The organism is Mycobacterium sp., from assembly GCF_035274705.1.
In the GTDB taxonomy this organism is placed as follows: Bacteria; Actinomycetota; Actinomycetes; order Mycobacteriales; family Mycobacteriaceae; genus Mycobacterium.
The window spans coordinates 1-24,435 of record NZ_DATENY010000105.1; the positions used below are offsets into that span (position 1 = coordinate 1).

Sequence of the window (24,435 nt, forward strand, 5' to 3'; positions counted from 1 at the left end):
TCTCGAAGCCGCCGCCGGGGTCGGTGTCACCGCCGGCGGCAGCCTGCTACCGATGCGCGACATCATCCGGCTGGCTTCTCAGTCGCATCACTATTTGGTGGTCTACGACAAACACGATCCCCAACAGCTCTACTGCGGCCGGGCGAAACGCTTCGCCACCCCCGGGCAACGCATCGTGCTCCACGCGCTGGATCGCGGCTGCACCCGACCCGGCTGCACCGCACCGGGCTACTGGACCCAAGCCCACCACGTCGACGGCTGGACCAAAAACCACGGCCAAACCAACATCAACACGCTGACCCTGGCCTGCGGCCCCGACAACCGGCTGGTCGAACAAAGCGGCTGGACCACCCGAAAACGCAAAGACGGCACCACCGAATGGATCCCACCACCCCACCTCGACACCGGCCAAACACGAGTCAACAACTACCACCACCCCGAGAAATACCTACTGCCAGAAGAAGACGAAGGTCCTTAGCTGTCGGCTTTATCGAATCTTCATTGAACGACTAGCCGGGCCACATAGGCGGTCGGGACGCTGGGAAGCGTGATGTGGAAACGAACACTAGTAACCAGCACGGCGGCCCTGGCTGCACTTGTCATCGCCGCGGGCTGCAGCAGCAACAACTCGGCGAGTGAACCGGCGAGCAGCCAGTCCACCGCCGCTACGAGTGCGACGACCTCACCCGGCGAGGCCCATAACCAGGCGGATGCGATGTTCGCGATGCACATGATTCCGCATCACCAGCAGGCCATCGAGATGAGCGACATCGTGCTGGCGAAGCAAGGAATCGATCCGCGGGTCATCGAGCTGGCCAATCAGATCAAAGCCGCTCAGGGTCCTGAGATCGACAAGATGCAGGGCTGGCTCAAGCAATGGGGTATGCCGCAGATGCCGATGCCGTCGGGCATGCCCGGCCACGGCGATATGCCGATGCCATCCGGTGACATGCCGGGCCACGGCGGCATGCCGACTACCTCGGGAATGCCCGGTATGACGGGCATGATGTCCGAGCAGGACATGGCCGCCCTTCAAAACGCCCAAGGCGTCGAAGCCAGCAAGCTGTTCCTAACCCAGATGATCGCTCACCACGAAGGCGCAATCACCATGGGGCAGAACGAGATCAAGGACGGTCAGTATCCCGCCACCATCGAGCTGGCGCAGTCGATCGTCACGTCGCAGCAGAAGGAAATCGAGACCATGAAGGGCATCCTGGCCACGCTCTAGACGCCTAGTCGCGGCGGACCGGCAGCGTGATCGCGAACGTCGCACCGGTCCCCGCGCCACGGCTGCTGGCGGTGATCCGGCCATCATGGGCTTCCACGATGGCCTTCGCTATCGCCAAACCGATACCGGCTCCGCCGTGTGCCCGGTCGCGCGCCGCGTCGGCCCGATAGAAGCGCTCAAACAGGTGGGGCAGGTGCTCGGCGGCGATTCCGTCACCGTCGTCAGCCACCGTGATCGTGAGTGCGCCGTCCGTCGTGGCCGCTGCGATGCAGACCTGACCACCGCGCGGTGTGTGGCGCAACGCGTTGTCGAGCAGGTTCGCCAGCACTTGTCCGAGCCTGTGCCGATCCGCCCACAGCGCGGGCAGATCTCCGTCGACGTCGGACGTCAGCGTCACACCCTTGGCGGCGAAACGGTCCGCCGCCGCGGTGACTGCTGTCTCGATCAGCGTCTCGGGCGCAAACGACGTCGGCGCAATCGAAGCCTGGCTCTCCTCTGCCTGCGCGAGCGCGGCGACATCCTCAGAGAACCGCACCAGCCTGCGGGTCTGGTCGCGCAGCATCGTGATGGTCTCGCGGTCAAGGGTTTTCACGCCGTCTTCGACAGCCTCGAGGTAGGCCTCCAGCACAGAGACCGGCGTGCGGATCTCATGCGCCAAGTCTCCGAACAGCCGCCGCCGGGTCGCCTCCACCGATTCAAGCTGGCTGGCCATCTGGTTGAAAGCCTCTGCGAGGGAATCGAAGTCGTCGCCGAGCTGCGGCGGCGACACGCGTGAGTCGTAATGGCCGTCGGCGACGGCGGCCGCCGCCGATGACACCTCGGCCACCGAGCGTTGCACGCGTCTGCTGAAATACCACGTCACCACCAGCGCCGTCAGAGCCGACACCGCCAGCGCCACCCCGATCGATATCGCCGTGGCATACGTATATGCCTCTTCGGCATGCATCTGCTCGCTCGACATCGCGGGCACCCCCGCGCGGTGCAGGTGCTCACGGAACAACGGCGGCCCGACAAGAACCGCGACGATCCATGTTGTGGCCGCACCAGCGAGAAGCACCGAAGTCTGTGCCAACAACAGCCGGACGCCGATGCCCGGGCGGCGTGATCGCTTCACTTCCCGCTGCCCATCCGGTATCCGACGCCACGCACCGTGATCACATAGCGCGGAGCAGCCGGATCGTCGCCCAGCTTGCGCCGCAGATGCCCGACGTGAACGTCTACGAGGTGCTCGTTGCCGCCCCACGACTCCGCCCATACCGCGTCGAGGAGCTGTCTACGGCTGAGCACCACACCCGGCCGCGCCGACAGCGCGGCGAGCACGTCGAATTCTGTGCGGGTCAGCGTGATCGGCTCGTCGCCGATGAACACTTCCCGGCTGGCGACGTCGATCTGCAAGTCTCCGAACACCCGCGGTGGAGGTTGGTTCGGCGGCGTGTAGCGCTGGATTGCCGCCGCCACGGACCGCGGCCTGCGCAGCATCGCGCGAATCCTCGCCACGAGTTCGCGCGGGCTAAACGGTTTGGTCACATAGTCGTCAGCGCCGACGGACAACCCGACGACAGTGTCCATCTCCGTATCCCGCGCGGTCAGCATCACCACGTACGCGTCGGAGAATGTCCGCAACTGCCGGCACACCTCCAAGCCGTCGATCCCGGGCAGTGCCAGGTCGAGCACCACGACGTCGGGATCGATCTCGCGGGCCATCGCGATGGCGTCATTGCCGTTATCGGCGATGCTGACCTCGAAGTGTTCACGCTCCAGGTAGCTGGAGACGACGCTGGCCAGTGGTACCTCGTCGTCGACGACCAACGCCCGGTACCCGGGCGAGTCGCCACCAGGAATCCGCTTCATGCCCTTCATGGTGCCCCGCGACCGGCCGATCGACGGCCACCCTCGGCCCAAGACCACCGGTCTTGAGCGAATCTTCACAAAACCCATACCGATTGGCTCTCACGGGCACAGCATCGTAGGTACCGCAGGAAGGAGGCGGCGGCGATGTCTGAGAGCCCTTCGTTCCCAGCGAGAATCAGTCGACGGGCATTCATCGCCGGCACCGTGTCCGCGGGCTTCGCGATCGCCGCCTGCGGGCGCCGGACATCCGGAAGAATGCCCAACGACCGGATCGGCGCTGTGGAGGCAGCGAGGCCACACACCGGGCGGACGGTCCCCGTCGAGCTCACCCCCGGACGGGCCGAGATCGACCTCGGCGGCACGCGGGCGGCCACATTCGCGTACGGAGACAGCGTCCCAGGCCCGCTGATCCGGGCCAACGTGGGCGATGGGCTCGCGGTTACCGTCAAGAACCGGCTGAGCCACGCGACGTCGATACATTGGCATGGCATCGCATTGCGCAACGACATGGACGGCGCCTCGCCGGCCAGCCCGGACATCGACGCGGGCGCCGACTTCGTCTATCGGTTCTCGGTACCGCACCCAGGCACCTACTGGGCCCACCCGCACACCGGGCTGGACGCTGACACCGGACTATATCTGCCGATCATCGTCGACGACCCTGGCGCGCCGGCGGCCTATGACACCGAATGGGTTGTGGTGCTGGATGATTGGACCGACGGCGTCGGCTCGAGCCCGCAACAGATCTACGATGGCCTGCACAGAGGTTCCATGCCGGGCATGGGCGGTATGCCTGGCATGGGTGGCATGCCCGGCATGGGCGGTGTAGGCGGCAGCACACTGCTGGGCGGTGACGCCGGCGATGTCAACTACCCGTACTACCTGATCAACGGGCGTATTCCGGCGGCACCGACCACATTCAGCGCCAAGCCCGGGCAGCGAGTGCGCATCCGGATCATCAACGCCGGCTCCGATACCGCCTTCCGGGTGGCGCTCGCCGGGCACCGCATGACGGTCACTCACACCGACGGCTACCCGGTCGAGCCAACCGAGGTCGATGCGGTACTGCTCGGTATGGGCGAGCGGTACGACGTGACGGTCACCGTGGGCGACGGGGTGTTCCCGTTGGTGGCCCTCGCGGAGGGAAAGAATGCGCTGGCGCGGGCATTGCTCTCTGCCGCCACCGGGGCCGCCCCGGATCCGGCGTACCGCCCACCCGAACTCGACCGGCAAGTCGGCACCGTCGATATGTTCACTGCCGCACCAGAAGTCGACCTCGGTCCTGCCAGGGCGGACACCACGCTGTCAGCCGAATTGGCGGGCGGCATGATGAGCTACAACTGGACCATGAACGGCCGGCCGTTCGCCGACACCGAGCCGTTGACGGTTTCGCAGGGCCAGCGCGCGACGCTGACCTTCAACAACATGTCGATGATGTGGCATCCGATGCATCTGCACGGTCACACGTTCCAGGTCCTCAAATCAGACGGCAGTCGAGGCCCGCGTAAGGACACGGTCGTCGTTCGCCCGATGCAGCGGCTTACCGTGGAGTTGGTCGCGGACAACCCGGGCGAGTGGATGCTGCATTGCCACAACACGTACCACCAGGAAGCCGGGATGATGACGAGCCTGAACTACGTGGTGTGAGGGAGGGTGTATGGGAGCGATCCGACACGCACTGGCCATCGCCGGCTCCATGACGTGGGAGATCTTGTGGGCCTTGATTCTGGGCTTCGCCCTGTCTGCGGTGGTGCAGGCGGTGGTGCGTAAGTCGACAATCGTGCGGTTACTGGGCGACGACCGGCCCCGCACATTAGCGGTCGCAACGGGTCTGGGTGCGGCGTCGTCCTCGTGTTCGTATGCGGCAGTCGCGCTGGCGCGTTCGCTGTTTCGCAAGGGTGCGAACTTCACCGCCGCGATGGCGTTCGAGGTCGCATCCACAAACATGGTCATCGAGCTAGGAGTCATCCTTGCCTTGTTGATGGGCTGGCAATTCACCGCCGCTGAATTCGTTGGTGGACCTATCATGATCGTCTTGCTTGCCGTGCTGTTCCGGATCTTCGTGCGGTCCAGGCTGATCGAAGAAGCGCGCACCCAAGCCGACCGCGGCATCGCCGGGTCGATGGAGGGACACGCAGCGATGGACATGTCCGTTCAGGGGGATGGTCCCTTTCTCCGCAGACTGTTCTCGCGGCAGGGTCTCACGGCCGTATCCCATATCTACGTGATGGAATGGGCCGCGATTCTGCGCGACATCGTCCTTGGTCTGCTCATCGCCGGCGCCATCGCCGCCTGGGTTCCGGAGACGTTCTGGCAGAGCTTCTTTCTGACCGATCACCCGACGCTCTCGGCGGTGTGGGGGCCGATAGTTGGTCCGATTGTGTCGATCATGTCGTTCGTCTGTTCGATCGGCAACGTCCCACTGGCGGCCGTGCTCTGGAGTGGTGGCATCAGCTTCGGCGGCGTCATCGCATTCATCTATGCCGACCTGCTGATCATTCCGATCCTGAACATCTACCGGAAGTACTACGGCATCAGGATGATGTTCGTCCTGCTCGGCACGTTCTATATCACCATGGTGGTCGCCGGCTATCTCGTCGAAATCCTCTTTGGCGCAGCAAATCTCATTCCCGAGGGCCGCGACATGACGGTGATGGAACAAGGCATCAGCTGGAACTACACGACTCGGCTCAACATCGCCTTCCTGATCCTTACCGCGCTACTGCTGATCCGGTTCGTTCGGACGGGCGGGATACCGATGCTGCGCATGATGGGCGGCTCACCCGATGCCGAACACGCCGGCCATGACCACCACGCTTCATGAAATCTTTATCGAATGACTAGCCGAGCCATACGGCTCACAACGAGGCTCTAGCCATGGCCAACAGCACCGTCGTGCTTCACGTTGGTGGTCTGCACTGGGCGACCTCCGCCGCCACCGTCGAGGCCACGTTGCTGCGACGTCCCGGGGTGGTCTCCGTCGCGGCGAACGCGGCCAATCAAACCGCCACCGTGACCTACGACCCGGCCACGGCGTCAGTGGCGCAGCTGTCGGATTGGGTGCGTGATTGCGGTCTGCATTGTGCCGGCCAATCGGTACCCGACCATGTATGCGATCCGATGGCCGAGCCCGGACAGCATGAGGCCCATGGCGCCGCGACTCCGCAGGAGATGATGGGGCACGGCGGCCACGCCGGAATGTCGATGGATCAAATGGTCCGCGACATGCGCAACCGCTTCCTCGTCGCGTTGACGCTGTCGATCCCGATCATGTTGTGGTCGCCGATGGGCCGCGACATGTTCGGGTTCACGGTGCCGGCGCCGTTCGGGTTGCGCGACGACGTCTTCACGCTCTTGCTGAGCCTTCCGGTCGTCTTCTACTCGGCCTGGATCTTTTTCGACGGGGCTTGGCGGGCATTGCGCGCACGCACGTTGGACATGATGGTGCTCGTCGCCGTGGCGGTCGGTGCGGGCTGGCTCTACAGCGTCGGGGTGACGCTCACCGGCGGGGGAGAAGTCTTCTACGAAGCCGCATCGGTGTTGACGACCTTCGTGCTGCTGGGTCACTGGTTCGAGATGCGTGCGCGGGGCGGCGCCAACGACGCCATCCGCACATTGCTTGAACTGGCGCCACCGATGGCCGTGGTGTTGCGCGATGGCGAGCCGGTCGAGATTCCGACCGCCGAAGTGACGGTCGGTGATCTGCTGTTGATCCGCCCCGGCGCCAAGATTCCGGTGGACGGCACCGTCGAAGACGGCCATTCCGAGATCGACGAATCGATGGTCACCGGCGAAAGCCTGCCGGTGACAAAGGATCCCGGGTCGACGGTCATCGGCGCATCCATCAACACGACCGGCACGCTGCAAGCGCGCGCCACGAAAGTCGGCTCTGACACCGCCCTCGCCCAGATCGTGCAGATGGTGCAGGAGGCGCAGAACTCGAAGGCCCCGGGACAGCGGCTGGCCGACCGGGCCGCATTCTGGTTGGTACTTGTCGCACTCGTCGGCGGGACGGCCACATTCTTGGTGTGGTGGGCCGTCGGCGCCGGTGTTCAGACGGCACTGCTGTTCGCGATCACCGTCGTGGTTATCACCTGCCCGGACGCGCTCGGATTGGCCACGCCTACCGCGATCATGGTGGGCACGGGACTCGGCGCAAAACGTGGTGTGCTCTTCAAGAACGCGACCGCGCTGGAGACCTCGGCCCGCATCGACACCGTGGTGATGGACAAGACGGGCACGTTGACCAAGGGTGAACCGGAAGTCACCGACGTCGTCGTCGACGGCATCGGCGAAGAGGAGCTTCTCGGTTTGGTTGCGGCGGTCGAATCGGCATCGGAGCATCCGCTGGCGGCCGCAATCGTGAGCTACGCCGCCGACCGTGGGATAAAGCCGTTGCCACTCAAGGATTTCCACAATGTCCCAGGGCACGGGGCGACCGCCGAGGTCGAAGGCCGCCGCGTGGCCGTCGGCAACCGTAAGCTCATGGTGGAGGAGAACGTCGACTTCGGCGCGCTGATGGAACGGCGTGACGAACTGGCATCCAGCGGACGAACCGCGGTACTCATCGCCGCCGACGGACGTGGGGTCGGGGTTATTGCATTGGCCGACGCCGCCAGGGAGACCTCCGCCGGCGCCGTCGCGGCGCTGCACGAGCTCGGCGTGCAGGTGGTGATGCTCAGCGGGGACAACGAGGCCACCGCCAAACGGATTGCCGTCCAACTCGGTATCGATACGGTGATCGCCGAAGTCCTGCCCGGTGACAAGGCCTCCGAGATCGCCGCGTTGCAGCGCGCAGGCAAGAAGGTCGCCATGGTGGGCGACGGCGTCAACGATGCGCCCGCGTTGGCGCAAGCCGACCTCGGCATCGCCATCGGTGCCGGTACGGACGTCGCAATCGAAACCGCCGATGTGGTGTTGATGCGTTCGGATCCGCTCGACGTGCCCATCGCGCTGCGCATCGGGCGGGGCACGTTGCAGAAGATGCGTCAAAACCTGGGCTGGGCAGTCGGTTACAACGTCATCGCTTTGCCGATCGCCGCAGGGGTGTTCGAGCCCGCGTTCGGTTTGATACTGCGTCCGGAGATCGCCGCCCTGTCGATGTCGGGTTCCAGCCTCATCGTGGCGGTCAACGCCTTGATGCTCAAACGGCTCAAGCTATCGTGATCAGCTTCGACGATGCCGAAAAAGCGTTGCGACAAAGAACATTCGGCACACTCTCGACGCTGACCAAACGGGCTGCACCGCATGCGACCGGTGTCGTTTATGCGGTGTCGGCGCCGGATGAGCCGCTGGCCCTGTACGTGACCACACGGACGTCCACCCGCAAGGTTCGCAACCTTCGCGTACACCCCGAAGTGGCCTTCGTCGTTCCGGTGCCGCACCGGTTTCTTCCGGCATTCCCGCCCGGTGCCATCCAGTTCATGGGAACCGCCGCGGTGGTGGCCGCCGATGACGAAGGGGCGAAACGAGCGTTCGAGTCGTCCTGGTTTCTGCAGAGAATCCTCGCCACGGAGCGACGCATCGTGGCTGAGGATGGCGACCTCTGTTTCATCCGTATCCGTCCCGACGGCATGCTGTTCACCTATGGGATGGGGATGTCGGTGTTAGATGTCGTGAGACGGCCACGCGGGGCGATCGGCCGGGTGGCCATTCCCGCCGGCCGGCAGTGAGTGAAGGCTGATCATGGACGCACCGAACAGGCGCACCGCATGGGTGTGGGTCGCCGCGGCCATAGTGATTGTCGCGGTGATTGCGGTGATCGTCATCGTGACAAAGCAAGACCGCCGCGCCTCAGAAGCCAATGCGACGACCACGGAGAACTCACCCACGACCACCGCCGTCGGAGCGGACAGCCTTCCGCCGTGGCCCGCGCCATCGGATGCAACCGCCGCGGCCGGTAATGCGGGGCTGCCTATGCTGAGCAGCGAAGGCATGGCGGAGCACATTCACGTACATCTCGATGTTCTGGTGGACGGCAAACGGGCCCAGGTTCCCGCGAACATCGGCATCGACACTGCGCGCCGCGCTATCAGTCCGCTTCACACCCACGATGACAGCGGCGTAATCCACGTCGAATCGCCGGTGAAGCGCGAGTTCAGCCTTGGCGAGTTCTTCACCGAATGGGGAGTGAGCCTTTCGGCCGACAACATCGGCGGCCTGCGCGCGACCGATGGCAAGACTGTGCGCACATACGTCAACGGCCAAGCCCGGACGGGTGACCCCGCTGCAATCATGTTCGCCCAGCACGACGAGATCGCGCTGGTCTATGGCTCGCCGGAGCCAGGGGACAAGGTCCCGTCCACATACGAATTCCCGCCCGGCGACTGACTCGAAAGCCGGGTTTGGTTCATACCCTAGGGGGGTATAGTATGAAGTAGCACTCGAACTGAAGGAGCGGCATGAGCACTGTCATCGTCACCGTCACCGGGATGAGCTGCGGACATTGCGCCTCCTCGGTGCGCGAAGAGGTCGGCAGCATTGCGGGGGTGACCGCCGTGGACGTCGACCTGACCAGTGGCACGGTGACCATCGACAGCGAGCACCAGGTCGAACCCGAGGCCATCAGGGGTGCCGTTGAAGAGGCCGGCTACGAGCTGGCGTCATGAACGCCGCAACCGGGCACGTCGACCTGCAGATCGGCGGCATGACGTGTGCTTCCTGCGCCGCCCGCATCGAGAAGAAGCTCAACAAGATCGACGGCGTCACCGCGACCGTCAACTTCGCGACAGAGAAGGCCCGGGTCGACTACGTCGGGGACATCTCGCCCGAGGAATTCGTGGAGACGATCGAACAGGCCGGCTACACCGCCGAACTGCCCAAGCCGGAAATCCCTGACACGCCAGGCGGGACATCCGACGACCCCACTGCGTCACTGCGACAGCGACTGCTGATCTCACTGGCGCTGACCGTCCCGGTGATCGCAATGGCGATGATCCCGGCGCTGCAGTTCACCAATTGGCAGTGGCTTTCGCTCACCCTCGCGGCACCGGTGGTCGTATGGGGGGCTTGGCCGTTCCACCAGGCCGCGTGGGCCAACCTGCGGCACGGCACGGCCACCATGGACACCCTGATCTCGATGGGCACGATCGCCGCCTTCGGTTGGTCGGTCTACGCGCTGTTCTGGGGCATGGCCGGAATGCCCGGTATGACACACGAATTCGAGCTGATAATCGCCCGAACCGATGGCACCGCCAACATCTACTTCGAGGTCGCGGCTGGCGTCACGACCTTCATCCTGGCCGGTAGGTTCTTCGAGGCACGCGCCAAGCGTCGCGCTGGCGCAGCGCTGCGAACGCTTCTCGAACTCGGCGCCAAGGACGTTGCCGTACGCAGAGACGGTGTGGAACACCGCATTCCAACTGAGCAACTTAGAGTCGGCGACGAGTTCGTGGTGCGTCCCGGTGAGAAGATCGCCACCGACGGCGTCGTGATCGAGGGCAGCTCGGCGGTGGATGCGTCGATGCTCACAGGCGAGTCCGTTCCGGTAGAGGTCGGTCCCGACGATCAAGTGGTCGGCGCCACCGTCAACGTCGGTGGACGACTTGTGGTGCGCGCCAACCGCATCGGCTCGGACACCCAGCTGGCCCAGATCGCCAAGCTCGTCGAAGAAGCGCAGAACGGTAAGGCACAGGCGCAACGACTGGCCGACAAGATCTCTGCGGTGTTCGTGCCCATCGTCATCGCACTAGCGCTCGCAACGCTCGGATTCTGGCTCAGCACCGGCGAATCGGCCGCCGCGGCACTCACCGCGGCCGTCGCGGTGCTGATCATCGCATGCCCGTGCGCGCTTGGACTGGCGACGCCGACCGCACTGATGGTCGGCACCGGTCGCGGCGCGCAGCTCGGCATCCTGATCAAGGGTCCCGAGGTGCTGGAGTCGACGCGGCGAATCGACACCATCGTGCTCGACAAGACCGGCACCATCACCACCGGCACGATGACGCTGCTCGACGTGATCACCGCCGACGGCGAACGGCCGGACGAAGTGCTGAGACTTGCCGGCGCGCTGGAAGAATTCTCCGAGCACCCCATCGCCAAAGCCATCGCGAAGGGCGCCCGCGAGAAGGTCGGCGACCTGCCGACCGTCGAGGACTTCGCGAATGTCGAGGGGCTGGGTGTCCAGGGCGTCGTCGACGGCCATGCGGTGGTCGTGGGCCGGCAGCGCCTGCTTGCCGACTGGTCTCAGCATTTACCGGAGAAGCTCGCCGAGTTGACGCGTCAGGCCGAGTTCGAAGGCAAGACCGTCGTCGCGGTCGGCTGGGACGGCAAGGCCCGCGCCGTGCTCGTCGTCGCCGATGCAGTCAAACCGTCGTCGGCAGAAGCCATTCGGCGGATGCGCGGGCTCGGCTTGAGGCCGGTCATGCTCACCGGCGATAACGAGGCAGCGGCGCGCACCATCGCGGCCGAGGTCGGCATTGACGACGTCATCGCCGAGGTGTTGCCGCAGGACAAGGTCGAAACCGTCAAACGGCTGCAGGTCGAGGGCAAGGTCGTGGCCATGGTCGGCGACGGGATCAACGACGCGGCCGCGCTGGCGCAGGCCGATCTCGGCCTTGCGATGGGCACCGGCACCGATGTCGCGATCGAGGCCAGCGATCTGACGCTGGTGAGCGGCGATCTGCGTGCGGTGCCCGACGCCATCCGGCTCTCACGCAGGACACTCGCCACGATCAAGGGCAATCTGTTCTGGGCGTTTGCATACAACGTCGCTGCCTTGCCGCTCGCCGCCGCCGGGCTCCTGAATCCGATGCTTGCCGGTGCGGCGATGGCCTTCTCATCGTTGTTCGTCGTCAGCAACAGCCTGCGGCTGCGGCGGTTCAAGCCGTTGGCGAGCTAGGTTTTTCGCGCCGCGCGTTCAATCGAGTTGAGCTTAATGTCGGGGATGGTACCCCTCAGGGGTATGCCCCGAAAGGTTTACGTCTGGCGGCCGTGGCAGCATCTGCGTCCATGCGTGTTCTCGTGCAGCGCGTCGCATCGGCGTCGGTGACCGTCGACGGCAAGGTGGTCGGCGCAATACAACCGGACGGCCAGGGGCTACTCGCGTTGGTCGGCGTCACCGACACCGACGACGAGCAGAAGGCGCAGCGAATGGCCGAAAAGCTTTGGCAACTACGCATTCTCGACCATGAAAAGTCCGCAAGCGACGTCGACGCCCCGATTCTGGTGGTCAGCCAGTTCACGCTGTATGCCAACACCACCAAGGGTCGACGGCCGACATGGAACGCCGCGGCCCCGGGCGCCGTCGCCGAGCCGCTGGTGAACACATTCGCCGATGCGTTGCGACGACTCGGCGCCCACGTCGAAACCGGTGTGTTCGGCGCCCACATGCAGGTCGAACTCGTCAACGACGGTCCGGTTACGGTGCTGCTGGAGTTGTGACCTACTGCGTCGTCGCGACCTGGATGCCTTCGGAAGGTTGGACGATGACGAAGCCCTGCCCGTAGAACGACACCTGCAGCGCCTCGCCGGAGCCGCGACCGATCAGCGCTCCCGCTTTGAAGCTGGTCTTCAACTGCGTCTGCAGGTTCGCCGACCACGCCACCACCGCATTGGTGTCGGCGAATGTCGGTGCTTCCGCCGCATTGAGCACCACCGGCGGGCCGTCCGTGGTCAGCGCCACCCAACCCGTGCCGCGCAACGTCGTGTTGAACAGCCCGCCCGCCACCATGCTGCCGCCCTTCACCCGCTCGATGTTCCAGTCGAGACTCGACGAGAACGCGAGCACGTTCTTGCCGCTGATCGACAAGCCGGCGTTGTTCAGGTTCAGCAGATGCACGTCGTAGGCGCGTTCGGCGAGGAACACGTCGCCCTGACCCTGGCACCGCATGAGCGGCAGGCCCTCGCCAGTGAGGGCCTTCTTGATGAATTTGGAGGCGCCACCGCCTTCGAAAGAGAAATCGACGTTGCCCTGATAGGCGACCATCGATCCCTGACGCGCCATGAACGGCTCGCCGAGACGCACGCGCAGAAGCTTCGAGTTCTGGTTCGCGATCGGCTTGGCCTCTTTCTCGCTGAATCGTCCATCGACCAGATCCCCGGTGATACCGGCGAATCCGTCACCAGGGGGCGGGCCTCCGACTGCAGCGGCCGGGGGCATATCGGTTTGCGGCCCTCCGGCTTGTGGCCCTCCACCTCCGAACGGCGCGCGACCGACCTGACCCTGATGCGATACCTGGTCGGTCCAGCGCTGCCCGTCCCACCATCGAAACTCGTAGCGGCCTTCCGGATCCGGCTGCCAGCTTCCAGGTCCTCCAGTTCCTGTCATGGAGACCAAACTATGGCAACCGCTGGCATCCTTATGGCATGGCAAAGGAAATCGACCGGGTTCGCGCACAAAGCGCGCTCGCGGTCATCAAACAGCACCCCGGAATGGTGCTGTTCGCGCTCTCGCCGGCGGTGATCGCGCTGGGGCTCGTGTGGTGGTTGGTCAGCCCGACCCTGGCGGTGCTGCTGCTGATAGGAGCGGTGGTCGGCGGAGGCGCCGTCCTGCTTATGAAGCGCTAGGAACCGGCTGACCCTGTTGTGCGGCGAGCTCTTCGAGGGTGACTCCGGCGAGCCGCTTGTCGAGACCTTCGATCATGTCGGGACATTGGTCGACGGGATGATCGGCCGGACAGGCCAACGCATGCTGGAGGAAGTCGCGTGCGCCGTTGGCCCTGGAGATCAGTTCGTCGAGGGCGGACCACGTCGCGCCACTGATCGCTGGGTTCATCGAGAACGGCGGCGGCGCTCGGGTGCCACCAGCCCGCGGTCTTCGTAGTAGCGAAGCGCCGAGGTGTTGAGCGCCAATATCCGGGCGGCCTCAGCAATGGTGACAAGCTCCATGTCTTCATTTGACTTCAAGTCGACTTGAAGTGCCAGCGTGGGTGACATGAAAGCGCCAGCTCAGCGGCCTGGATGTGGTCTCGGCCGTTCGCCCGCGGTGAAAGCGCTTCCAACAGGTTTGTAACGGTGTAATTATGTAATCATGCGACATCATCACCTCCATGGCCGACGCCCAGGCCGCCCCGGCGGCTGGCAACAGGCCGAGCAACCCGACGCAAGCGACGCCGCCGACTGGTTCGCCGGTCGACTGCCCGACGGCTGGTTCGCCGGCGACCCGACGGTCGTCGTCGACCGCGAAGAAATCACTGTCATCGGCCGCCTTCCCGAACCCGAAGGCGACGAAAGCGAGGCCCGCGCATCAGGACGCGTCGCCCGCTTTCGCGAAGAGACCCGACCCGAGCGCATGCATATCGCCGACGAAGCCGAGGCCCGCTATGGCCGCAAGGTGGCTTGGGGCATAGAAATCGGGGCGGTGGGCGACGACAACTATGAGCGAATCCTGTTCACGCACATCGCCGTACCGGTGATGACCCGGCTCAAGCAACCCGAACGCCAGGTGCTCGACACGCTGGTCGACGCCGGGGTCGCGCGATCGCGTTCCGACGCGCTGGCCTGGTCGGTCCGGCTGGTCGGTGAGCACGCCGACGAATGGCTGGGCAAGCTACGCGATGCCATGCGCAACGTCGACGACCTACGCGCCGAGGGCCCGCAGCTCTAGACTCGTTCGACGCCTACGTACGACGAGCTCAGCGCCGGTTCTGATCCGCTACGCGAGCGTACGGTTTATGACGAAAATCGGGCGAAATCCGTCATAACCCGTACGCTCGACGGCCGTCAGGCCTGGGTCATGGCCCAATATTCGCCGCGACGGGCCAACAGCTCGGCGTGGTCGCCGCGCTCGACGATCCTGCCCGCCTCCATCACCAGGATGGTGTCGGCGTCGCGGATCGTCGAAAGCCGGTGCGCGATGATGAAACTCGTCCGATCGCGGCGCAGCTCGCCCATCGCATGCTGGATAAGCAGCTCGGTGCGGGTGTCCACCGAGCTGGTGGCCTCGTCGAGAACCAGCAGCTGCGGCCGGGCCAGGAACGCGCGCGCGATCGTGATGAGCTGCTTTTCCCCCGCACTGATGTTGCCGCCGTCATCGCTGACCCACGTCTGGTACCCGTCGGGCAGCGTGTGCACGAACCGGTCGACGTAGGCCGCCTTGGCGGCTTCGATCACCTCTTCTTCGCTGGCCTCCGGCCGGCCGTAGGCGATGTTGTCGTAGATCGTCCCGCCGAACAGCCAAGTGTCCTGCAGCACCATCCCGATCCGGGAGCGCAGCGAGTCACGGCTGACCGTGGTGATGTCCACGCCGTCGATCAGGATGCGTCCCGAGTCGACGTCGTAGAACCGCATCAGCAGATTCACCAGCGTCGTCTTGCCCGCTCCTGTCGGCCCGACGATCGCGACGGTGCTGCCCGGTTCGGCGACCAGCGACAGATCTTCGATCACCGGTGTACCGGGGCGGTAGCTGAAATTGATGAGCTCGAATTCGACTCGGCCCGGCCGTCCGTCGGGGGACGGCAGCGTCGCAACAGAATCGGGTGACTCTTCCTCGGCGTCAAGGAGGTCGAACACGCGCTCGGCGCTGGCCACGCCCGACTGCAGTGTGTTGTACATGCCCGCCACTTGCGTCAGTGGCTGGTTGAACTGGCGCACGTACTGGATGAACGCCTGAATGTTGCCCAGCGTGATCTGACCCGTCGCCACCTGCAGCCCGCCGACCACTGCGACCGCGACATAGCTCAGGTTGCCGATGAATACCGTCGCCGGGGAGACCAGACCCGAAAAGAACTGTGCCCCAAAGCTGGCGCGGTAGACGTCGTCGTTGAACTCCCGGAACTGTTCCTGTGCGCGCGCCCGGTGACCGAACGTCTTCACCACCGTGAAACCGCTGTACGTCTCCTCGATGTGGGCGTTGAGCTGGCCGGTGTTTCGCCACTGGTCGACGAACAACCGCTGCGATCGCCGGGCGATCGCCCGAGTCACCCACAGCGAGAGCGGCACCGTCACGACGGTGAGCAGCGTCAGCAGCGGCGAAATGGTCAACATCATCACCAGCACGGCCACCACCGTGAGCAGCGACGTCAACAGCTGGCTGATGGTCATCGACAACGATGTCTGAATGTTGTCGATGTCGTTGGTGACCCGGCTCAGCACCTCACCGCGCTGGCGTGAATCGAAATACCGCAGCGGCATCCGGTGGATCTTGTCTTCGACGTCGGATCGCAGCGCCACCATCGTGCGCTGCACGGTGACGTTGAGGATTCGTGCTTGCATCCAAACGAGCAATGCGGCAAGAAGATACAGCGCGAGCGCCAGGAACAAGGTGCGGCCGACGGCCCCGAAATCCACGCCGCGTCCGGGCACCACGTTCATGCCGGACAGCAGGTCGGCGAAGGTGTTGTCGCCGCGCGCCCGCGCGGCAGCGATCGCCTGTTCCTTGGTCAGGCCGGCGGGCAGCTGACGTCCGATCACGCCGTTGAACAACAGGTCGGTGGCATGCCCGAGGATACGGGGCCCGATCACCCCGATCGCGATGCCGCAGACACCGAGCAGCATCACCATGGCCGTCAAGCCGCGCTGCGGCGTGAGCCTCTTGACCAGCCGGATAGCCGAGCCCTTGAAGTCACGGGATCGTTCGGTCGGTGCCTGCTGAAGTCTGCCGAGTGGTCGTGTCATCGGGCGCCCACCCACTGCGAGTCGGCGAATTCGGCGTAGGTCGGGCAATCCGCGAGCAGGCTTTCGTGCGTGCCGACGCCGACGACGCGGCCATCGTCGATGACGACGATCTGATCGGCCGTGGCGACCGTCGAAATGCGCTGCGACACAATCACCACCGTCGAACCGGCAGATACCTCCTGCAGCGACGCGCGAACGCGGGCATCGGTGTGCACGTCGAGAGCGGAGAACGCGTCGTCGAACAGATAGATGGCCGGCCTGCGGATGACTGCACGCGCGATCGCCAACCGCTGGCGCTGCCCGCCGGAGAAGTTGATACCGCCCTGCGCGACCCGCATGTCCAACCCGTCGGCATGGGCACGGACGAAGTCATCGGCAGCCGCTACCCGCAGCGCCTCCCACATCTCGTCGTCGGTCGCGTCGGCCTTGCCGTAGCGCAGGTTGTCGGCGACCGTCCCGGAGAACAGGTAACCGCGCTGCGGCACAAGGCCGATCGCGGCCCACAGTTGCTCGGTGTCATAGTCGCGCACGTCGACGCCGTCGATGCGGACCGAGCCGCCCGTGACGTCGTAGAGCCGGCAGATCAGCGACACCAATGTCGACTTGCCGGAGCCGGTGGACCCGACGATCGCGGTCGTGCTGCCCGGTCGTGCAGTCAATGAAACATCTTGCAGGACCGGGCGCTCGGCACCGGGATAGCTGAAAGTCGCATCTTCCAACCGGATCTCACCCGCGACCGCATCCGGCCGTACTGGCTCCGCAGGGCTGGCGATCGTGGGCGTGGTGGACAGCACCTCGGTGATCCGCTCGGCGCACACCGACGCACGGGGGATCATCACCAGCATGAACGTCGCCAGCAACACCGCCATCAGGATCTGCATGAAGTAGGACAGGAACGCGATCAGCGAGCCCACTTGCATCTGACCGGCGTCAATCCGCAAGCCGCCGAACCAGATCAGCGCGACGCTGGAGATGTTGATGACCAGCGTGGTGGTCGGCAGCATCAGCGCCTGCCAGCGGCCCGCCTCCAGCGCGGTGTCGGCGAGTGCCTGGCTGGCTTCGGCGAAGCGGTTGCGCTCGAAGGGTTCTCGGGCGAACGCGCGAATGACCCGGATGCCGGAGAGCTGTTCGCGCATCACCCGGTTGATGCCGTCGATCAGCCGCTGCAGGCGCCGGAATATCGGCAGCAGATGCGACACGATCCAGTAGTTGGCGATCGCCAACACCGGCACGCTGACGAGCAGCAGCCAGGACAGGCCGGCGTCCTGGTGCACCGCCATGAAGATGCCGCCGATCGACATGATCGGCGCGGTGATCAGCATCGTGCAGGTCAGCTGGACGAGCAGCTGGATCTGCTGGACGTCGTTGGTGGTCCGGGTCAGCAGCGATGGGGCGCCGAACCGCGCCGTCTCCTCCGCGGAGAAGCCGGTCACGTGCCCGAAGATCGCCGTGCGCAGATCGCGGCCGAAACCCATGCCCGCGCGCGAGCCGAAGTACACCGCGCCGATCGCGCAGAGCACCTGCAGCGCGGTGACCGCCAGCATCAAGCCGCCGAGCCGGACGATGGAGTGCAGGTCGCCCTTGGCCACGCCGTCGTCGATGATCGCGGCGTTGACGGTGGGCAAGTACAGCGACGCCATGTTGCTGATCAGCTGGAGCACGGCGACCACGGTCAGCAGCCCTCGGTACGGCCGCACATACTGTCGCAGCAGGGCCCAGAGCATCTCGTTACTGTCGCACATGGCGCTGAGTGAGTTGTGTTCGGCCGCAACGCCTGAGAATTCGATAAATGGCCAGGTCAGTCGGCATGTCGGTGGTTGGGGTGTTGGGCTGCCGCTACAGTGCATGGCGTGACCACCAGCAGGTGCCGCCCGAGCGCGAAGGCGCTGGCCGTTGCGGCTGCGGCGATGATTCCGGTGTTCGCCGCATGCTCGTCTGATTCGCAGCCCACCTCGCCCGGCGCGCCGCAGTCGCCGCCGCCGACCGAGAACGCCACGCACGGCCCGTTCTTCCCCGAATGCGGCGGCGTCACCGATCAGACGATCGCCCAGCAGACCCGGGTAACCGGGCTGGTGAACACGGCCCGGAACTCGGTCGGCTGTCAGTGGCTGCAGGGTGGCGGCATCCTCGGACCGCACTTCTCGTTCACGTGGTACCGCGGCAGCCCGATCGGGCGGGAACGCAAGACCGAGGAGTTATCGCGCACCAGCGTCGAAGACGTCAACATCGAGGGCCACAGCGGGTTCATCGCGATCGGCGACGACCAAAACCTTGGCGCCAACCTGTGCGAGGTCGGCATCCAGTTCAATGACGACTTCATCGAGTGGTCGATCAGCTTCGCCGAGCAGCCGTTCCCCGATCCGTGTGATGTGGCCAAAGAACTGACCCGCCAATCGATAGTGAACTCGAAATGACCCGGTCTCATCTCGGCCGCCGCGCAGTGGCCGCACTGATCGCCGCAGTGGCAGCCTTCTCGGTGCTGACCGGATGCACGAAGACCGTCGAGGGCACCGCGGCCAAGTCCGGTGGCGGCGATGTGCCCCGCAACGACAACTCGGAGAAGCAGTACCCCAACCTGCTCAAGGAATGCGAGGTGCTGACCACAGACATCCTCGCCAAGACCGTCGGCGCCGACCCGCTCGACATCCAGAGCACATTCGTCGGGGCGGTGTGCCGCTGGCAGGCGGCCAACCCGGCAGGCCTGGTCGACATCACTCGCTTCTGGTTCGAGCAGGACAGCCTGGACAATGAGCGCAAGACGGCCCAGCAGCTGAACTACCAGATCGAGAACCGTTCGATCGCCGGTGTTCCGTCGATCGTCATGCGGACCACCGACCCGAACGGCTCGTGCGGGGTGGCCAGCGACGCCGGTGGCGCGGTCGGCTGGTGGGTGAACCCGCAGGCGCCGGGCATCGACGCGTGCGCGATGGCGATCAAGTTGATGGAACTGACGCTGGCGACCAGCTCCTAGCGGGGCTAGCCGCGGACCGCCGAGTGTGAAGCCGCTGCGAAATTTAGCGCGGTTTTTCGCAGCACGTTCACATTCGGTGAGGGGCAGTCCGGCTTCTCAGCGTGGAACGTGGAACGTGACCAGCGCAGCGCCGCTGAGCGTCAGGGCCTCCCACGGCTCGGCGGTACGCAGCACTGCGATCGCCGACGTCGGGAACTTCGTCGAAATGCGTTCGGCTGCAGTGGTGTTGCTGCCATCCGCCGTGGCCAGTCCGAGAGCCACCGACGACATCGCCGGTTCGTGCCCGATCACCAACAAAGTCTCGACGTCGGGGCCGACCCTGTTGATCTCCTCGATCACCGCGCCGGGCGTCGCGTCATAAAGCCGGTCGACATAGTCCACTGGCGCGTCGACGCGGGTACGCGCCAGGGTCTCGCGGGTGCGGGTGGCCGTCGAACACAGCACCGCGTTGATGACGGGGGCGTGCGCCCGCAGCCAATCACCGGCCATCGCGGCTTCCCGCACGCCGCGTGGGGCGAGTGGACGCTCGTGATCAGCCACCCCCGGTGGATAGTCCGACTTGGCGTGCCGAAGGAGCAGCAGCGTGCGGTAGCGGTCGGTCACCCGAATAACGGTAGGCCATGCCGATGGGCATCCCGGGACTTGTCGGCGCCCGGCGTTACGCTCGCGATGCCCAGGGAGATACGAGCAGAAGGGAAGCGTCGAGATGCGATTCGTGCATACCGCCGACTGGCAGCTCGGCATGACCCGTTACTTCCTCAACGGTGAGGCGCAGCCACGATATTCGGCCGCGCGCCGCGACGTCGTCGCCTCCTTGGGGTCGCTGGCTCAAGACGCCGACGCCGAATTCGTCGTCGTTGCGGGCGACGTCTTCGAGGACAATCAGCTGGCGCCTCGCGTCGTCAGCCAGTCACTCGAAGCCGTGCGCGCCATCGGCATTCCGGTGTACCTGCTGCCGGGTAACCACGACCCACTCGACGCGTCGTCGGTGTATACCAGCGCGCTGTTCACCGCCGAATGCCCGGACAACGTCACGGTTCTCGACCGCGCGGGCGTGCACCAGGTGCGGCCCGGCTTGCAGATCATCGCCGCGCCGTGGCGATCCAAGGCGCCGACCAGCGATCTGATCGCCGACGTGCTCGACGATCTGCCCGCCGACGGCGTTACTCGCATCGTCGTCGGGCACGGCGCGGTCGACATCCTGGTTCCCGACAAGGACAGGCCATCGCTGATCCGGCTCGCGGCGCTCGAGGCCGCGATCGCCCGCGGGGCGGTGCACTATGTGGCGTTGGGCGACAAGCACTCTCGCATGCAGGTCGGCTCGACCGGCAGGGTCTGGTATTCGGGCTCACCGGAGGTCACCAACTACGACGACATCGAACCGGATCCCGGCCAGGTGCTGGTGGTCGACATCGACGAGGACGACCCTGCGCGGACGGTGCACGTCGACGCCCGGCGGGTGGGCGCGTGGCGGTTCGTCAGCCTGCACCGCTCGGTGGACAACAGCCGCGACGTGGCGGACCTCGACATCAACCTCGACCTGATGCCGGACAAGGAACGTACCGTGGTGCGGCTGGGGCTGAGCGGGTCGTTGACCGTGACGGACAAGGCCGCACTGGACGCCTGCCTGGACAAATACGCCCGGCTGTTCGCGGCGCTCGTGCCGTGGGACAAGCGGACCGACATCGCCGTCATCCCCGCCGACGGCGAATTCGACGACCTCGGCATCGGCGGCTTCGCGGCCTCTGCGGTCGACGAATTGGTTCACACAGCTCGGTCCGAAGGCGAGGATGCCGACGACGCCCGCGCGGCGCTGGCACTGCTGCTGCGTCTCGTCGGCAGGGGTGTCGCGTGAAGCTGCACCGCCTCGTCCTGACCAACTACCGCGGAATCACCCACCGCGAGATCGAATTTCCCGACCGCGGCGTGGTGGTGGTCAGCGGCGCCAACGAGATCGGGAAATCGTCGATGATCGAGGCACTCGACCTGCTGCTGCAGGCCAAGGACCGTTCCAGCAAGAAGGAAGTCAAGCAGGTCAAGCCGACGCATGCTGACGTCGGCGCCGAGATCTCCGCCGAAATATCAACGGGCCCTTACCGATTCGTCTATCGCAAGCGATTCCACAAGCGCGCGGAGACGCAGCTGACGGTGCTGGCTCCGCGCCGGGAGCAGCTCACCGGCGACGAGGCGCACGAGCGAGTGCTTGCGATGCTGGACGAAACCGTCGACATGGACCTGTGGCAGGCCCAACGCGTTCTGCAGGCGGCGTCCGTCGACGAAGTCGACCTGTCCGGGAGCGATGCGCTGTCGCGCGCACTCGACGTGGCGGCCGGTGAGGCGGTGCAGCTGTCGGGCGCTGGATCTTCTGGCAGCGCGTCCGGCGCTACGGACGCGCTGCTGATCGACCGCATCGACGCCGAGTATCTGCGCTACTTCACACCCACCGGCCGTCCGACCGGCGAGTGGGCGGCAGCGAGCAGCCGCCTGCGTGCCGCCGACGAGGAAGTCGCCCTGTGCGCGGCCGCGGTCGCCGAGGTCGACGACGCGGTGCGCCGGCACGCCGCGCTCACCGATGACATCGCCCGGCTCGCCCGCGAACGCGCAGAAGCGGCAAAACGGCTCACGGCCGCGCGCGACACCGCCGAAGCCGTCGCCGCGCTGACACAGCAGCTCAAGCAGGCCGAAGTGGTTGCCGCAGCAGCCGATGCCACCCACGCCGCATCAGTGGCCGGGCTCACCGAGCGGCGCAGGCTACGTGCCGACATCGACGAGCGGACCGCGGCGATCACCGAACTCGAAGCACAAACGGCCGCGGCCGCCGAAGAGCTGTCGACCGCCGCCTCGGTGCAAGAGGCGGCCGAAGACGCCGCCGAGGAAGCGCGGGCCGCAGTTGAGGCATCGCAGGCCCGCGTCGACGCCGCGCGCCACGCCGTCGACCAGGTGTCCGTTCGCGAGGAGGCCGACCGGCTGGCTGCTCGGCTGGCCAAGATCGGTACCGCCCAACGCGAGCTGGAACGGACGGACCGTGAACTCGCCGGGATCACGCTGACCGACGACGGCATGCGCGCGGTCGAGGCCGCCGCGGTCGCGGTTGACCGCGCCGCCGGTCAGGTCGAGCTTGCGTCGGCCCACATCGAAATCACCGCGATAGCCGATGTCGAGGTACGCGTCGACGGTGAGCCGGTCGCCCTCGACGCAGGTACCACGTGGTCGTCGGGCGTGAGCGCGCCGACCGATATCCAGGTGCCTGGCCTATTGACCGCGCGCGTGGTGCCCGGAACGCCGGCATCCGATATGCAATCCAAACTTCAAGCGGCTCAAGCAGTTCTGGCCGCAGCCCTGGCGACCGCGGGGGTCGAGGATGTTGGTGCGGCCCGCGTTCTCGACCGGCGCCGGCGCGAGTTGGTCACGATCCGCGCCAAGACGCATGCGACGTTTGAGGCGCTCACCGGCGACGACACCGCAGACGAGCTGCGGACGCGGCTGGCCCGGTTTCAGGCCCGAGTGCCGACGGAAGCCGGGCTGTGGGATGCCGTCGGGGACCCCGACGCGGCGCGTACCGAGCTCGACAGGGCGGTGGCCGCTCACAAGCAGGCGATGGCGGACTGCGAAACGCATCGCAAGGTGGCCGAAGCGGCGGCGAAGCGGCTGGGGGAGCGGTCGACGCGCGCGAACGTGCTGCGGGAGAAGCTGACCGCGGCGCAGGCCGAATTGACGGTCGGGCGTGAGAGATTGACCGTTCAGCGGGCATCGGTCAGCGACGACGACTTGGCGGTCAAGGCGCAGGCCCATGGCGAAGAGGCGCGCCGCGCCACCGGGCTCGTCGCGGAGCTCGGCGCCGAATTGGCCCGCACCGCACCGGAGACCGTCGTCGCCGCGCTCGACGATGCAATCCGACGGGCCGACTCGCTTCAACAGCGCCACGACGAGGCGGCCGAGGCGCTGCGTGAGGTGACGACCCAGCTGAAGGTGTACGGCACCGAAGGCCGCAAGGGCCGCCTCGACGTCGCCGAAACCGAACGCGAGCACGCCGAAGCCGAGTATCTGCGGGTGCACCGGCGTGCCCGCGCCGCACAACTGCTGCGCTCGGTGATGGCGCGGCACCGCGACGCCACCCGGCTTCGGTATGTCGACCCGTTCCGCACCCAGGTCGAGCGGCTGGGCCGCATCGTGTTCGGCGAAAGCTTCGAAGTCGAGATCGACAGCGACCTGCGGATCTGCAGCCGCACGCTGTCGGGACGCACTGTTCCCTACGAGTCACTGTCGGGTGGCGCGAAGGAGCAGATGGGCATCGTCGCGCGGCTGGCGAGTGCGGCGCTGGTCGCCAAGGAAGACAGCGTCCCGGTGATCATCGACGATGCGTTGGGCTTCACCGACGCCGACCGGCTCACCAAGATGGGCGCAGTATTCAACGCCGTCGGCGGCGACGGCCAGGTCATCGTGCTGACGTGCAGTCCGGAGCGCTACGCCAGCGTCGGCGGCCACCACATCGAACTGACCGCGTAGCCCCGGCAAATCCGCAGACTTGGCGCCCTGACGGTGCCATAGTTGGTTGACGGCTAAGCGGCGGGGGCCGACGTGAGCACGAGCGAAGTCCGTGGAGTGGCAGGCAGAAGCGACATCTGGCTGCCCGTCGCGCTGCTCATTCTGGCGGGGCTCGGCTGGTGGTGGTCGGCGGTCACTGCCGGTGACATGGGCAGTGGCGCGATGGGCGCCGATGGCATGTCGATGGAGCCGCAGCCGACCATGTCGTTCGTCGCGTTTCTGGTGGCGTGGGTGGCGATGATGGCGGCAATGATGTTTCCCGCGGTTGTGCCGGTGGTCCGCCTCT

Annotated in this window: 24 protein-coding genes and 1 pseudogene; 17 read left to right on the forward strand and 8 right to left on the reverse strand. The window is 65.8% G+C overall.

Going from position 1 to position 24,435, the window contains the following annotated elements:
• Both VJV41_RS22145 and VJV41_RS22150 read left to right on the forward strand, forming a co-directional pair.
• On the forward strand, window positions 1–478 hold a 478-nt coding region (locus VJV41_RS22145; protein WP_325337274.1), incomplete at its 5' end, for an HNH endonuclease signature motif containing protein.
• Window positions 479–550: 72 nt separating this feature from the next.
• A complete protein-coding gene (locus tag VJV41_RS22150) occupies window positions 551–1,228 on the forward strand; it encodes a DUF305 domain-containing protein (protein ID WP_325337276.1) in 678 nt (225 codons plus the stop codon).
• A 4-nt stretch (window positions 1,229–1,232) separates the two neighbouring features.
• Here VJV41_RS22150 and VJV41_RS22155 read toward each other — a convergent pair whose 3' ends face one another.
• Together VJV41_RS22155 and VJV41_RS22160 are read right to left on the reverse strand one after the other, a co-directional pair.
• Entirely contained in the window at window positions 1,233–2,342 is a 1,110-nt protein-coding gene (locus VJV41_RS22155) for a sensor histidine kinase (protein WP_325337278.1), read from the reverse strand.
• Window positions 2,339–3,079, reverse strand: coding sequence for a response regulator transcription factor (locus tag VJV41_RS22160; RefSeq protein WP_325337280.1), 741 nt, complete (start codon window positions 3,077–3,079; stop codon window positions 2,339–2,341). The genes VJV41_RS22155 and VJV41_RS22160 overlap by 4 nt, the downstream gene beginning before the upstream one ends.
• Before the next feature lie 144 nt (window positions 3,080–3,223).
• Between VJV41_RS22160 and VJV41_RS22165 the strand changes: the two genes are divergently transcribed.
• From VJV41_RS22165 to dtd, 8 genes are all read left to right on the forward strand, one after another.
• A complete protein-coding gene (locus tag VJV41_RS22165; RefSeq protein ID WP_325337282.1) occupies window positions 3,224–4,726 on the forward strand; it encodes a multicopper oxidase family protein in 1,503 nt (500 codons plus the stop codon).
• A 10-nt stretch (window positions 4,727–4,736) separates the two neighbouring features.
• A complete protein-coding gene (locus tag VJV41_RS22170) occupies window positions 4,737–5,903 on the forward strand; it encodes a permease (protein WP_325337284.1) in 1,167 nt (388 codons plus the stop codon).
• A gap of 53 nt (window positions 5,904–5,956) precedes the next feature.
• Window positions 5,957–8,245, forward strand: coding sequence for a heavy metal translocating P-type ATPase (locus VJV41_RS22175; RefSeq protein ID WP_325337286.1), 2,289 nt, complete (start codon window positions 5,957–5,959; stop codon window positions 8,243–8,245).
• Window positions 8,242–8,751: a pyridoxamine 5'-phosphate oxidase family protein gene (locus VJV41_RS22180; RefSeq protein ID WP_325337288.1), complete on the forward strand. Its 510-nt coding sequence runs from the start codon at window positions 8,242–8,244 to the stop codon at window positions 8,749–8,751. Before VJV41_RS22175 ends, VJV41_RS22180 begins: the two co-directional genes overlap by 4 nt.
• A 13-nt stretch (window positions 8,752–8,764) precedes the next feature.
• A complete protein-coding gene (locus VJV41_RS22185; RefSeq protein WP_325337290.1) occupies window positions 8,765–9,409 on the forward strand; it encodes a hypothetical protein in 645 nt (214 codons plus the stop codon).
• A 71-nt stretch (window positions 9,410–9,480) separates the two neighbouring features.
• Entirely contained in the window at window positions 9,481–9,687 is a 207-nt protein-coding gene (locus tag VJV41_RS22190; protein WP_325337292.1) for a heavy-metal-associated domain-containing protein, read from the forward strand.
• Window positions 9,684–11,918: a heavy metal translocating P-type ATPase gene (locus tag VJV41_RS22195; RefSeq protein WP_325337294.1), complete on the forward strand. Its 2,235-nt coding sequence runs from the start codon at window positions 9,684–9,686 to the stop codon at window positions 11,916–11,918. Before VJV41_RS22190 ends, VJV41_RS22195 begins: the two co-directional genes overlap by 4 nt.
• Window positions 11,919–12,028: 110 nt before the next feature.
• Entirely contained in the window at window positions 12,029–12,460 is a 432-nt protein-coding gene (dtd, locus tag VJV41_RS22200) for a D-aminoacyl-tRNA deacylase (RefSeq protein WP_325337296.1), read from the forward strand.
• Between the two features lies 1 nt (window position 12,461).
• On the opposite strand, the gene VJV41_RS22205 is transcribed toward dtd, so the two are convergent.
• Window positions 12,462–13,346 carry an AIM24 family protein gene (locus VJV41_RS22205; protein ID WP_325337298.1) on the reverse strand — a complete coding sequence of 295 codons (885 nt, stop codon included), beginning with the start codon at window positions 13,344–13,346 and terminating at the stop codon, window positions 12,462–12,464.
• Between the two features lie 38 nt (window positions 13,347–13,384).
• On the opposite strand from VJV41_RS22205, the gene VJV41_RS22210 reads away from it, so the two are divergent.
• Window positions 13,385–13,585 (forward strand): hypothetical protein, encoded by a 201-nt coding sequence (locus VJV41_RS22210; protein ID WP_325337300.1) that lies wholly within the window; start codon window positions 13,385–13,387, stop codon window positions 13,583–13,585.
• Here the strand turns inward: VJV41_RS22210 and VJV41_RS22215 are convergent.
• Together VJV41_RS22215 and VJV41_RS22220 are read right to left on the reverse strand one after the other, a co-directional pair.
• Window positions 13,572–13,793 carry a hypothetical protein gene (locus VJV41_RS22215; RefSeq protein ID WP_325337302.1) on the reverse strand — a complete coding sequence of 74 codons (222 nt, stop codon included), beginning with the start codon at window positions 13,791–13,793 and terminating at the stop codon, window positions 13,572–13,574. The genes VJV41_RS22210 and VJV41_RS22215 overlap by 14 nt on opposite strands.
• On the reverse strand, window positions 13,790–13,954 hold the full coding sequence (locus VJV41_RS22220; RefSeq protein WP_325337304.1) for a MerR family transcriptional regulator: 165 nt from the start codon (window positions 13,952–13,954) through the stop codon (window positions 13,790–13,792). The genes VJV41_RS22215 and VJV41_RS22220 overlap by 4 nt, the downstream gene beginning before the upstream one ends.
• A 94-nt stretch (window positions 13,955–14,048) precedes the next feature.
• Here VJV41_RS22220 and VJV41_RS22225 point away from each other — a divergent pair, with 94 nt between their 5' ends.
• Entirely contained in the window at window positions 14,049–14,624 is a 576-nt protein-coding gene (locus VJV41_RS22225) for a hypothetical protein (RefSeq protein ID WP_325337306.1), read from the forward strand.
• 116 nt (window positions 14,625–14,740) lie between these two features.
• Here VJV41_RS22225 and VJV41_RS22230 read toward each other — a convergent pair whose 3' ends face one another.
• Both VJV41_RS22230 and VJV41_RS22235 read right to left on the reverse strand, forming a co-directional pair.
• Complete coding sequence (locus tag VJV41_RS22230) at window positions 14,741–16,633, reverse strand: ABC transporter ATP-binding protein (RefSeq protein WP_325337308.1); 1,893 nt, start codon at window positions 16,631–16,633, stop codon at window positions 14,741–14,743.
• The gene (locus VJV41_RS22235) at window positions 16,630–18,357 is read right to left on the reverse strand and encodes an ABC transporter ATP-binding protein (RefSeq protein ID WP_325337318.1); all 1,728 of its coding nucleotides are present in this window, start codon (window positions 18,355–18,357) and stop codon (window positions 16,630–16,632) included. Before VJV41_RS22235 ends, VJV41_RS22230 begins: the two co-directional genes overlap by 4 nt.
• Before the next feature lie 183 nt (window positions 18,358–18,540).
• On the opposite strand from VJV41_RS22235, the gene VJV41_RS22240 reads away from it, so the two are divergent.
• Window positions 18,541–19,047 carry a DUF3558 domain-containing protein gene (locus VJV41_RS22240; RefSeq protein WP_325337320.1) on the forward strand — a complete coding sequence of 169 codons (507 nt, stop codon included), beginning with the start codon at window positions 18,541–18,543 and terminating at the stop codon, window positions 19,045–19,047.
• A complete protein-coding gene (locus VJV41_RS22245) occupies window positions 19,044–19,604 on the forward strand; it encodes a DUF3558 domain-containing protein (RefSeq protein WP_325337310.1) in 561 nt (186 codons plus the stop codon). Before VJV41_RS22240 ends, VJV41_RS22245 begins: the two co-directional genes overlap by 4 nt.
• Before the next feature lie 96 nt (window positions 19,605–19,700).
• Here VJV41_RS22245 and VJV41_RS22250 read toward each other — a convergent pair whose 3' ends face one another.
• On the reverse strand, window positions 19,701–20,207 hold the full coding sequence (locus tag VJV41_RS22250) for a histidine phosphatase family protein (protein WP_325337312.1): 507 nt from the start codon (window positions 20,205–20,207) through the stop codon (window positions 19,701–19,703).
• Between the two features lie 103 nt (window positions 20,208–20,310).
• Here VJV41_RS22250 and VJV41_RS22255 point away from each other — a divergent pair, with 103 nt between their 5' ends.
• The 3 genes and pseudogenes from VJV41_RS22255 to VJV41_RS22265 all read left to right on the forward strand — a co-directional run.
• Window positions 20,311–21,459 carry an exonuclease SbcCD subunit D gene (locus VJV41_RS22255; protein WP_325337314.1) on the forward strand — a complete coding sequence of 383 codons (1,149 nt, stop codon included), beginning with the start codon at window positions 20,311–20,313 and terminating at the stop codon, window positions 21,457–21,459.
• A complete protein-coding gene (locus tag VJV41_RS22260) occupies window positions 21,456–24,110 on the forward strand; it encodes an AAA family ATPase (protein ID WP_325337316.1) in 2,655 nt (884 codons plus the stop codon). Before VJV41_RS22255 ends, VJV41_RS22260 begins: the two co-directional genes overlap by 4 nt.
• A 72-nt stretch (window positions 24,111–24,182) precedes the next feature.
• Window positions 24,183–24,435: pseudogene (locus tag VJV41_RS22265) on the forward strand (DUF2182 domain-containing protein); the annotation flags it as partial.

Excerpts from the sequence above, each read along its gene's own strand:
- VJV41_RS22225 (WP_325337306.1), top strand. The coding sequence starts at position 14,049 with ATGCGACATCATCACCTCCATGGCCGACGCCCAGGCCGCCCCGGCGGC.
- VJV41_RS22185 (WP_325337290.1), top strand. The coding sequence starts at position 8,765 with ATGGACGCACCGAACAGGCGCACCGCATGGGTGTGGGTCGCCGCGGCC.
- VJV41_RS22235 (WP_325337318.1), bottom strand. The coding sequence starts at position 18,357 with ATGCTCTGGGCCCTGCTGCGACAGTATGTGCGGCCGTACCGAGGGCTG.
- VJV41_RS22165 (WP_325337282.1), top strand. The coding sequence starts at position 3,224 with ATGTCTGAGAGCCCTTCGTTCCCAGCGAGAATCAGTCGACGGGCATTC.
- VJV41_RS22190 (WP_325337292.1), top strand. The coding sequence starts at position 9,481 with ATGAGCACTGTCATCGTCACCGTCACCGGGATGAGCTGCGGACATTGC.
- VJV41_RS22150 (WP_325337276.1), top strand. The coding sequence starts at position 551 with ATGTGGAAACGAACACTAGTAACCAGCACGGCGGCCCTGGCTGCACTT.
- VJV41_RS22230 (WP_325337308.1), bottom strand. The coding sequence starts at position 16,633 with ATGACACGACCACTCGGCAGACTTCAGCAGGCACCGACCGAACGATCC.
- VJV41_RS22220 (WP_325337304.1), bottom strand. The coding sequence starts at position 13,954 with ATGTCACCCACGCTGGCACTTCAAGTCGACTTGAAGTCAAATGAAGAC.
- VJV41_RS22215 (WP_325337302.1), bottom strand. The coding sequence starts at position 13,793 with ATGAACCCAGCGATCAGTGGCGCGACGTGGTCCGCCCTCGACGAACTG.
- VJV41_RS22255 (WP_325337314.1), top strand. The coding sequence starts at position 20,311 with ATGCGATTCGTGCATACCGCCGACTGGCAGCTCGGCATGACCCGTTAC.
- VJV41_RS22160 (WP_325337280.1), bottom strand. The coding sequence starts at position 3,079 with ATGAAGCGGATTCCTGGTGGCGACTCGCCCGGGTACCGGGCGTTGGTC.
- VJV41_RS22240 (WP_325337320.1), top strand. The coding sequence starts at position 18,541 with ATGATTCCGGTGTTCGCCGCATGCTCGTCTGATTCGCAGCCCACCTCG.
- VJV41_RS22210 (WP_325337300.1), top strand. The coding sequence starts at position 13,385 with ATGGCAAAGGAAATCGACCGGGTTCGCGCACAAAGCGCGCTCGCGGTC.
- VJV41_RS22245 (WP_325337310.1), top strand. The coding sequence starts at position 19,044 with ATGACCCGGTCTCATCTCGGCCGCCGCGCAGTGGCCGCACTGATCGCC.
- VJV41_RS22170 (WP_325337284.1), top strand. The coding sequence starts at position 4,737 with ATGGGAGCGATCCGACACGCACTGGCCATCGCCGGCTCCATGACGTGG.
- VJV41_RS22175 (WP_325337286.1), top strand. The coding sequence starts at position 5,957 with ATGGCCAACAGCACCGTCGTGCTTCACGTTGGTGGTCTGCACTGGGCG.
- VJV41_RS22195 (WP_325337294.1), top strand. The coding sequence starts at position 9,684 with ATGAACGCCGCAACCGGGCACGTCGACCTGCAGATCGGCGGCATGACG.
- VJV41_RS22205 (WP_325337298.1), bottom strand. The coding sequence starts at position 13,346 with ATGACAGGAACTGGAGGACCTGGAAGCTGGCAGCCGGATCCGGAAGGC.
- dtd (WP_325337296.1), top strand. The coding sequence starts at position 12,029 with ATGCGTGTTCTCGTGCAGCGCGTCGCATCGGCGTCGGTGACCGTCGAC.